The 9,213-nt window shown below is 59.3% G+C and carries 11 protein-coding genes; 3 read left to right on the forward strand and 8 right to left on the reverse strand.

Annotated elements, in window-relative coordinates:
• Positions 1–172 precede the first annotated feature (172 nt).
• Positions 173–496: a hypothetical protein gene (locus tag SNL23_RS09570; RefSeq protein ID WP_076014732.1), complete on the reverse strand. Its 324-nt coding sequence runs from the start codon at positions 494–496 to the stop codon at positions 173–175.
• 845 nt (positions 497–1,341) lie between these two features.
• On the opposite strand from SNL23_RS09570, the gene SNL23_RS09575 reads away from it, so the two are divergent.
• The 3 genes from SNL23_RS09575 (at position 1,342) to SNL23_RS09585 (ending at position 3,750) form a co-directional block, all read left to right on the forward strand.
• On the forward strand, positions 1,342–1,566 hold the full coding sequence (locus SNL23_RS09575; protein WP_003214941.1) for a hypothetical protein: 225 nt from the start codon (positions 1,342–1,344) through the stop codon (positions 1,564–1,566).
• 265 nt (positions 1,567–1,831) lie between these two features.
• Positions 1,832–2,314 carry a hypothetical protein gene (locus tag SNL23_RS09580; RefSeq protein WP_076014733.1) on the forward strand — a complete coding sequence of 161 codons (483 nt, stop codon included), beginning with the start codon at positions 1,832–1,834 and terminating at the stop codon, positions 2,312–2,314.
• Positions 2,315–2,460: 146 nt separating this feature from the next.
• The gene (locus SNL23_RS09585) at positions 2,461–3,750 is read left to right on the forward strand and encodes an OmpP1/FadL family transporter (RefSeq protein ID WP_076014734.1); all 1,290 of its coding nucleotides are present in this window, start codon (positions 2,461–2,463) and stop codon (positions 3,748–3,750) included.
• Positions 3,751–3,815: 65 nt separating this feature from the next.
• Here SNL23_RS09585 and SNL23_RS09590 read toward each other — a convergent pair whose 3' ends face one another.
• The 7 genes from SNL23_RS09590 to cobU all read right to left on the reverse strand — a co-directional run bounded on the left by SNL23_RS09590 (position 3,816) and on the right by cobU (position 9,103).
• On the reverse strand, positions 3,816–4,367 hold the full coding sequence (locus SNL23_RS09590) for a glutathione peroxidase (protein ID WP_318302127.1): 552 nt from the start codon (positions 4,365–4,367) through the stop codon (positions 3,816–3,818).
• 150 nt (positions 4,368–4,517) lie between these two features.
• Positions 4,518–5,717 (reverse strand): MFS transporter, encoded by a 1,200-nt coding sequence (locus tag SNL23_RS09595; protein ID WP_167663419.1) that lies wholly within the window; start codon positions 5,715–5,717, stop codon positions 4,518–4,520.
• A gap of 62 nt (positions 5,718–5,779) precedes the next feature.
• Positions 5,780–6,184, reverse strand: a complete 405-nt coding sequence (locus SNL23_RS09600) for a MarR family winged helix-turn-helix transcriptional regulator (RefSeq protein WP_076014737.1) — start codon at positions 6,182–6,184, stop codon at positions 5,780–5,782.
• A gap of 42 nt (positions 6,185–6,226) precedes the next feature.
• Entirely contained in the window at positions 6,227–6,955 is a 729-nt protein-coding gene (locus SNL23_RS09605; RefSeq protein ID WP_076014738.1) for an adenosylcobinamide-GDP ribazoletransferase, read from the reverse strand.
• Between the two features lie 2 nt (positions 6,956–6,957).
• Entirely contained in the window at positions 6,958–7,533 is a 576-nt protein-coding gene (gene cobC, locus SNL23_RS09610) for an alpha-ribazole phosphatase family protein (protein WP_318302128.1), read from the reverse strand.
• Entirely contained in the window at positions 7,530–8,585 is a 1,056-nt protein-coding gene (gene cobT / locus SNL23_RS09615) for a nicotinate-nucleotide--dimethylbenzimidazole phosphoribosyltransferase (protein WP_318302129.1), read from the reverse strand. The genes cobC and cobT overlap by 4 nt, the downstream gene beginning before the upstream one ends.
• Positions 8,582–9,103, reverse strand: a complete 522-nt coding sequence (cobU, locus tag SNL23_RS09620) for a bifunctional adenosylcobinamide kinase/adenosylcobinamide-phosphate guanylyltransferase (RefSeq protein ID WP_318302130.1) — start codon at positions 9,101–9,103, stop codon at positions 8,582–8,584. Before cobU ends, cobT begins: the two co-directional genes overlap by 4 nt.
• Positions 9,104–9,213 lie beyond the last annotated feature (110 nt).

The raw sequence follows: 9,213 nt of genomic DNA on the forward strand, positions 1-9,213 counted from the left end.
CCAACCGGCCATTCGCGCGGTCAGTTTTCGCTGAATCTGCCAGCACAGCCCCAACAGCGGCAATCCAGCACCGGCGAGACCCAGCGCAACACTGGTCCAGTCAAAAGCCATAGCAATTCCTGCCGTCACCCGAAAAGAAGAAGGTTAACCAAGCCTGCGCATTGAGGACAGCTCAGTCTTCGATCTGGCCCAGTTCACGCTGGGCGATGCGGTCGCCGGCGCGGGCGGCCTGGCGCAGCAGGTCGTGGCCAATGCGGCGGTCCCGGGCGTTGCCGCACTCGCGGCACATCAACTGTCCCAGGCGGCTTTGCGCTACCACCACGCCAGCGCGAGCCGGTTGCTTGAGCAAATGCCCGGCGAAATGCTTGACATTGGAGCTGTGGCCCAGGCGCGGGCTGTCGAGCAGCCACAAGGCAACTTTCAGGGAGAAGCGCTTGGGTGCGGTAACAACCTGAGGGCTGTCGGTAACAGAAGGTGATACTGAGCGAAACTTCATAAAGCACTGTGGGACAGAACGGAAGGCGCGCCACTCTACTCTTTTTTTCGTACAGGTAAAGCTGAAAAAACCCTGCACGCCCGTCCTAGAGCAAGCGCTTGGGACAATCCACAGAAGCTGTGGATAACTCAGTGGACAACCGTTCTGTAACTCCCGCAAAGGCCCATGGAATGGGGGCCGCAGTCAAACTGACGATTTTTTCACCAATAAAAAAAAGCTCTATTTTTCATTGACTTAAATTTTAGTTGCAGGCACCCGGGGGCGCTGATGGGTTTATGTCAGGACGGTGACACAGGGCGCAACCAATGTGCACAACTACTCATCTGGCGGTTATATCAACCGCGTTTTTTTGTCAGACGGCGGCTGATGAATGTTACCGACGCACCACAGCCAGAAAAGTTTTTTACCTAGCACACTTCCTTTCATCGTTTCAATCCGTTACTATCCGCGGCGTTAGTACCAAGCTGAAAGTCAATTCTGGTCGAACAACTCCCTCACGGCACCGCCGACAAAAAGGGATCGACCACCTCGATGGTTTCCAGGTATCACTTGCGACGACACAGCCTTTGAACAAGCAAAGGGTGTCGCGAAGTCTCAATACTCTGAAAGAACCAACCTGCAAATTGATCAGGATCTTCACCCTGGGCCCAGAACCTTTGCCCCTGTTGTGTTGCCTGCCCTCCTAAGTACCTACCTGCCAGCCCAAGCGCGCCAACTTAATAGCGCTTCAAACTGGCTGCTTTGTTCCAGTCGGGTTCTTCGTTCGATCAATAGTGATCAACGTCACTGGAACGTTTTAACGTTGCACGGTTCTTAACCGTGTCATTTGTAGGAACACCAATAATATGTCCACTCAAATCCACACTCAGGATGCCATTCGCACCCTCACCAACGCTTTTGCACCAATGAACTGCCTGATCATGGCCGCTCGCAAAGGCTGCTTCAGCTTTACCCTGGTCAACGAACACGGCATCGCTCGTCACAGCGAACGCCTGTACCCCGATCAATACTCCAGCGCAGAACCGCTGCAGGCTGTGATCGATCGTACTCGTCAGGCACTGGTTGCCTGATCGACCCGGATCGCTGAAACACAAAAACCCCGGTTAAAACCCGGGGTTTTTTATTGCCTGAAATTCAGGCGCGCTAAGTTTAAATTGATATAAACGATATAACTAAATGATAAAAATATTTTAAAAACAGTCCTTTACGTCGTAAATATGACACTACACTTCAACTCAAGCGGCATGATCCGCTTCCGGCGAGCCTGAGATCCGATTCACTGCTGCCAAGCCCCCTCTCAGGTATCGCCGACCAATTTCATGGATTGAGGCTTTTATGGGCATCGCCGCCAGCGAATTGTGTCGTTATGTGATCCGGCCCACCCTGCTTTACCTGGGTCGTGATAACCCGACTGCTGAATCCCTGCTGCTGGGCATCGCCGCCAGCCAGTCGGCACTCGGATCAGCCCTGCACGACCGCCGCGGCCATGGCCTCTACAGCATCACCGAACCGCGCCACCGTGCGTTGTGGGATAACTACCTGGCGCTGGACCCCGAGCGCGCCAGCCTGGTTCGCGGCCTCGCCAGCCAGCATGCCTTCCTCAGCGGGCCGCAGCTTGAGCTGACGGTCAACCTGCGTTACGCCACCGCCATCGCCTGGCTGCTGGTGGAACAGCACCGCCCTTCCCTGCCGCCAGCCGACGATGTATTGGCGATGGCGCGTATCTGGAAAGAAATATTTCACCCTCAGGGTCGGCTTCGGGATTTCACCCAGGCCTGGCAAACCTGTGTTTCAACCATGAATCACGTCGCCTGTTGACCGGGCGATTTGCAAGATTCGGCTAAAAACGTTGATTTTGGTCGGATTGTCCTACAAAACCGCTCTATCTCCTATGTTTCAGCCTATAGCGCAAACATAAATTTATTGTTACTTTCCGCAGCGGTGATCACCACGGAGTTCTAATAATGAAAAAAGTAATGCTCAAGACGACACTTAGCCTCGCCGTTGCAATGGCATCCTCCCACGTGTTCGCGAGCGGCTTTGCCCTCAACGAACAAGACGTTGCCGGGATGGGTACCGGTTTTGCGGGACGTTCTTCATCTGCCGAAAACGCAAGCACCGTTTATGGTAACCCTGCCGGTATGGCTCGCCTTGAAGGCCAGCAAGTGACTGGTGGTGTTGCTGCGATCGATGCCTCCACCAACATCAAAGATGTCAGTGGCCGCTCCAGCGGTAGCAACAAAGGCGACATGGTCCCGTTCACTGCCGTTCCTTTCGGTTTCTACACCAATAAACTCAATGAGCAATGGGCTGTCGGTTTCGGCGTCTATGCACCCTTTGGCCTGGTGACTGACTACGAAAGCGGCTTCCAGGGCAAAGCATTCGGCAGTAAGAGCGAAGTGAAGGTCATCACCTTCCAGCCAACCGTCAGCTATGCCTTCAACGACCGGGTATCGATTGGTTTTGGTCCGACTATCAACCGTATCGCCGGTACGCTTGAGTCCGATATCAACCTGCCAATCGCGGGGACCGGTTCCAACAACATCAAGATCAAGGGTGATGACACCGCACTCGGCTTCAATGCCGGCCTGCTGGTACAAGCCACTGACACCACTCGAGTGGGCCTGACCTATCACTCGAAAGTGAAGTACAAGCTCGAAGGCCATACCGAAGTGACCAAGGGGGCCAACGTTCCTGCCAGTCTCTTGAACAACGGTCGTTACGACGCTTCGTTGAAGATCGACACCCCTGAATCCTGGGATCTGTCTGTTACTCAAGACCTGAGCGACGCCTGGAAACTCTATGCGGGCGCAACATGGACTCGCTGGAGCCGCCTGAAAGACATCACCGTCAATAACGAAGGCGTATCGGCCGCCGCAGGCAGTGGCGCTCTGGCTCCGCAAATTGTCGGCACCATCAAGGAAGACCAGAACTGGCACGATACCTGGGCCTACGCCCTGGGTACTTCGTACCGCGTGACCAAGCAGGTGGTACTGCGTACCGGCCTGACGTTTGACCAGTCGCCGACCAACAACACTGATCGCTCGCCTCGCATCCCTACCGGTGATCGGACGATCTTCAGTCTCGGCCTGGGCTACGACGTAATGCCGAACATGACCGTCGACCTGGCTTACTCCTACCTCAAGGAAGAACCTGTCAAAGTTGCACGCGCTAACGCACTGGGCCAGTCCTACAACGCCAAGTACGAAAACAGCGCCAACGGTTTCGGCCTGGGTGTGACGTACAAGTTCTGATGTAGCGCGACATAAAAAAGCCCCGCTCTCTTGCAAAAGAGGCGGGGCTTTTCAGTGGGCGACGATCAGGGTTTTGAAGCCAGCGCCTCTTCCACTGCCTTGATCAGATCCGGGCTATCCGGCTTGGTCAGGCTGGAGAAGCTGGCGATCACCTTGCCTTGGCGATCCACTACGTACTTGTAGAAATTCCATTTCGGCGCGCTGGCCTGCTGCGCCAGGATCTTGAACAGATGGACCGCGTCCGTGCCCTTGACCTTCTGTGGCTCGGTCATGGTGAAGGTCACGCCGTAGTTCACATAACAAACCTTGGCAGTTTCCTCCCCGGTCTTGGCTTCCTGCTTGAAGTCATCGGACGGCACGCCGATCACTTCCAGGCCCTGGCCCTTGTAGCGATGGTACAAGGCTTCTAGCCCTTTGAACTGCGGCGCGAACCCGCAGAAGCTGGCGGTATTGACGATCAGCAGCGGCTTGCCGGCAAAGCGCTGGCACAGGTCGATGGAGTCTTTGGCGCGCAGCTTGGGCAACTGCCCTTCAAGCAACGGCGGGCAATCGGCAGCCATGGCGACACCGCCAAAAGCCACCATCAGAGCGGGTACTGCAAGCCAGCGCATCTGCATATCAGGTGTCCTTGAAAAGTCTCAGACACAGAACTTAACAGATCGCCATGCCCAACTGCATCAATGCCAGGCCACCCTGTTGCCAGCCCCACCACGCCAGGAGCAGCAAGATTGCAGCCCCTGCGGCGCCGAGCCAATGCCAGGTCGAATTCATGCCACCCCCATTTGCGCCTGCAAACGTGCTACCGGGCGCTCGCGCACCGGCCAGTTCAGGGCCGCTGCCACCAGGCTCAGGACGATTGCCACCTGCCAGATCAAATCGTAACTGCCGGTTCGATCATAGACCACCCCGCCCAACCACCCGCCGAGGAACGACCCCAGTTGGTGGAACAGGAACACGATCCCACCGAGCATGGAAAGGTTTCTGACACCAAACAAGGTCGCGACCGTGCCGTTGGTCAGCGGCACCGTGGACAGCCACAAGAAGCCCATGGCCATGCCAAACAGGTAGGCGCTGGTTTGCGTCACCGGTGCCCACAGGAAGATCACGATCACCACCGCCCGCAGCAGGTACAAACCGGTCAACAAGCGCGGCTTGGACATACGCCCGCCGAGCCATCCCGCCGTATACGTGCCGAAGATATTAAACAGGCCAATCAATGCCAGTACCGTGGTACCCACAGAAGCCGGCAAGTGCTGGTCCACCAAATACGACGGCAAGTGCACGCCGATAAACACCACCTGGAAACCGCAGACAAAAAAACCGAACGCCAACAGCCAGAATCCTGAATGGGAGCAGGCTTCGCTCAAGGCCTCACGCAGGGTCTGTTGACCCGCTACTGTTGGCAGCGGCCGGTCCTTGAGCATGGTCACCAACGGCACGATCAGCGCCACCATCACACCCAGCACCAGCAACGCGGCGGACCAGCCGAGCCAGCCGATCAAACCCAGAGTGCCTGGCAACATGGCGAACTGGCCGAACGAACCGGCGGCGCTGGCGATGCCCATGGCCATGCTGCGTTTTTCCGGCGCCACGGCGCGCCCTACCACGCCAAGGATCACCGAGAACGAGGTGCCCGACAGGCCAATGCCGATCAGCAACCCGGCACTCAGGGACAGCGACCACGCTGAATCCGACAAGCCCATGAACACCAGGCCCAGGGCATACAGCACACCACCGATCATCACCACCTTGGCAGCACCGAAGCGGTCGGCCAAAGCGCCGGTAAACGGCTGTGCGAGGCCCCAGATCAGGTTTTGCAAGGCGATGGCAAAGGCAAAGGTTTCACGGCCCCAGCCGAACTCGGCACTCATGGGCGCCAGGAACAGGCCAAAGCCATGCCGCACGCCCAAGGACAACGCGAGGATCAGCGCACTCCCTACGAGAATCCAGCCGCTGGTGCGCCACATCGAGGTCATTTCTTATTCTCCGGTCGCGGGTATATACCCGCTTGTCATCGAACAAACTCGCGTCAAGCGAGTTCGTCCAGCAAGGCCAACAGGGTTTCGCGCTTTTCGGCGCCCAACTTATCAATCAATTTCTGCTGCGCCGCTTCCCAGGCCGGCAATGCCGCGGCAAGCCGTTCATTGCCCGACTCGGTCAACAACACCAGTCGGTTACGCAGGTCATCGCCCTCCACCATTTGCACCAAACCCTCGCCCTCCAGCACCCGCAGGTTACGCCCCAGCGTGCTGCGATCCAGGCCCATGGCGTCGGCCAGGCTGGAAATACTCGGTTGATCCAGGCGCTGCAAGTTACACAGCAAAGAATACTGGGCAACGTTGATCCCGAAGCCATCGAGAGCGCCGTCGTAATGCCTGCTGACGCCACGAGCGGCGCGACGCAGGTTGGTGCATAAACATTGGGAAGCAAGCATAGAGCGTGTATATACCCGGGATTAATGAAATGCAAGAAACTGTTACAGCGCCAGACCGACCAACACAGCCACTTCCAGCAACTCCAACAGCGCGCCTGCGGTGTCGCCGGTGGTGCCACCGAGGCGATTGACCATCAGTTGGCGCAAGCCGATAAAGCAAACGGCCGCCAGCAACACGGCAATCCCGCCGCTGAAACCGCCGATCAGGATACACGCCAGACCGCTGAGGATCAGCACCTGTTGGCCGACGATGCGTGGCAAATGGTCCGCCAAGGCCTGCCCTAACCCACCGGCACGCACATAGCGCGTGGTGAGAAACAGCGCCAACATCGAAGCGCGGCCTATCAACGGTGCGAGGATCAGCGCCGCGCCGTTGTGCTGCTCGATCAACGCCACCAGCGCGGTGAACTTGAGCAGCAGCACCAGGCCCAGAGTGACCACCGCAATCGGCCCGCTGCGCGGGTCTTTCATGATGGTCAGGGTGCGCTCGCGGTCGCCGAAGCCACCGAGCCAGGCGTCAGCGCTGTCGGCCAGACCGTCCAGGTGCAGGCCGCCGCTGAGCAACACCCACGCGGTCAACAACAACGCGGCGTGCAGCAGCAATGGCGCGCCCATCAATACGGCGTTCAAGCCCCAAAGCAGCAGCCCGAACAACAGCCCCACCAGCGGATAAAACAGCAATGACCGCCCCAACTCCTGCGGCTGCGGCATACCCGGCAAGCGAATCGGCAGGCTGCTGAGAAACTGCAAGGCGATCCAGAACGGCAACATGCTCAGATTCCTTCCCTTAATACGCCATCAGCCTCGATCCGCAGGCTGAACAGACCACCGTGGCCGACTTCGACATTCAGCAGTTGCTCACGAGGCAAACCACGCGCCTGGGCCAATAGCAAACGCATGACTCCACCGTGGCTGATCAGCAGCACTCGCTGGCCGTCATAAGCTTGATACAAGCGAGCGACAGCACCCAGTACGCGCGCGGAGAACTGCGAAACCGGCTCTCCCTGCGGCGGTGTAAAACTATAGGGGTCAGCCCAGAATTGGCCCAGCGCTTCGGCATCGGTTTCCATCAGGGCTGCGGCGCTCTGCCCTTCCCAGGCGCCGAAGTGCAGCTCCTGTAGATCTTTTTCCAGGGTGACCGGCAGGTTCAGGCGCGCGCCCAGCTCATCAGCAAACCGTGCGCAACGTTGCAGCGGCGAGCTGACCAGTCTGTCCCAAGGACCCTGCTCCACCACCGCCGCACGCATCTGCTCCCAGCCCTTGGCGGTGAGGGCATCGTCCAGGCTGCCGCGCAAGCCACCGCCCAGTTCGGTTTCGCCATGGCGCAGCAGGTCCAGGTGCAACGTCATGCCGGACGGTCCGCCACGGCCGCTTCGGCGAAGGTTGCCATCTGCCCGTGCAGCGCGCAGGCCAGGCGCAGCAACGGCACGGCCAGCGCGGCGCCGCTGCCTTCGCCCAGGCGCAGGCCGAGTTCCAGCAGCGGCTCGGCATTAAGGCTTTGCAGCACGTGCCGATGGCCAGGCTCGGCACCGCGATGGCCGAACAGCAGCCATTCGCGGCAGCCGGGACTCAGGCGCGTGGCGACCAGCGCCGCGACCGTGCAGATAAAACCGTCCACCAGCACCACGACACCTTCTTGAGCGCAGGCCAGGTAGGCGCCGACCAGCGCGGCAATTTCAAAGCCGCCGAGGTTGAACAGGGTTTTCAGTGCGTCGTCACGGTCGCCTGCGTGCAGTGCCAGGGCGCGTTGGATGACGGCGACTTTGTGGCTGACGCCCTGGGCGTTCAGGCCGGTACCGGGGCCGGTCAGGTCGCTGACCTGGCAGTCCAACAGTGCACAGGCCAGGGCGCTGGCGGCGGTGGTGTTGCCGATGCCCATTTCGCCGCCGATAAACAGTTGCGCGCCACTCGCGGTGGCGCGATGCACGCTGTCGCGGCCGGCTTGCAGGGCCAGGCGGCCCTGGGCTTCGGTCATGGCCGGGCCGTTGACGAAGTTGGCGGTGCCGGCGCCGATGTTGAGGTGGCGTACGCCGGGCAGGCTCAAGGTTGGGGTGATGGTGCCGAGGTCGACCACTTCCAGTTTCGCGTCCAGTTGGCGCGCGAGCACGCTGATGGCGGCGCCGCCGCTGACGAAGTTGTGGAGCATCTGGCCGGTGACTTCCTGGGGGAAGGCAGAGACACCTTCGGCGACTACGCCGTGGTCGCCGGCGAAGATGGCGATCCACAGGTGGTCGACGCTGGGTTTGACCTGGCCCTGGAGGCCGGCCAGTTGGACTGCCACGGCTTCCAGTTGGCCGAGGGAGCCGGCTGGCTTGGTCAGTTGCTGCTGACGGGCCAGGGCTTGTTCGTGGGCTTGGGTGTCGATTGCTTTGCAGGGGTTGAGCCACCAGGTGTCGGTCATAACGCAGTACCTTTTAAAGTCAGGGGCAGGCCGGCGACGGTCAGGACAACGCGCTGACAACGTTCGGCCAAGGCTTGATGCAGCCATCCGGCTTCATCGACATAGCGGCGAGTCAATTCGCCCAGCGGCACGACACCCAGTCCGGTCTCGTTGCTGACAAAAATGATTTCTCCTGGGAGGGTGGCCAGGGTTTGTAGCAGGGCCTCGCGCTCGTCGTTGAGACGGTCGGGGTCTTCGAGCATCAGCAGGTTGGTGAGCCATAAGGTCAGGCAATCGACCAGCAGGCAATGGTTCGGGCTGGCGTTTTCCTTGAGGACACGGGCCAGTTCGATGGGCTCCTCGATCAGGCCCCATTCGGCCGGGCGGCGCTCGCGGTGGTGGGCGATGCGTGCGTTCATTTCGCCGTCCAGGGGTTGGCTCGTCGCTATGTAGGTGACGCTTAGGCCGCTGTCGGTGGCGAGTTTTTCAGCCAGGCGGCTTTTGCCGGAGCGGGCGCCGCCGAGGATCAACTGGAGCATGGGTTGTGCCTGTTTTTGACTGTGTGTATATCCGTTATTTAGGTAACGGCTGATATGGGTTCCGCTCTTACAGCGGGTCACTTTTGAAAAGAGCCCAAAAGTAACCAAAA

Origin of the sequence: Pseudomonas sp. SED1, from assembly GCF_034044025.1 — a bacterium.
Taxonomy (GTDB): domain Bacteria; phylum Pseudomonadota; class Gammaproteobacteria; order Pseudomonadales; family Pseudomonadaceae; genus Aquipseudomonas.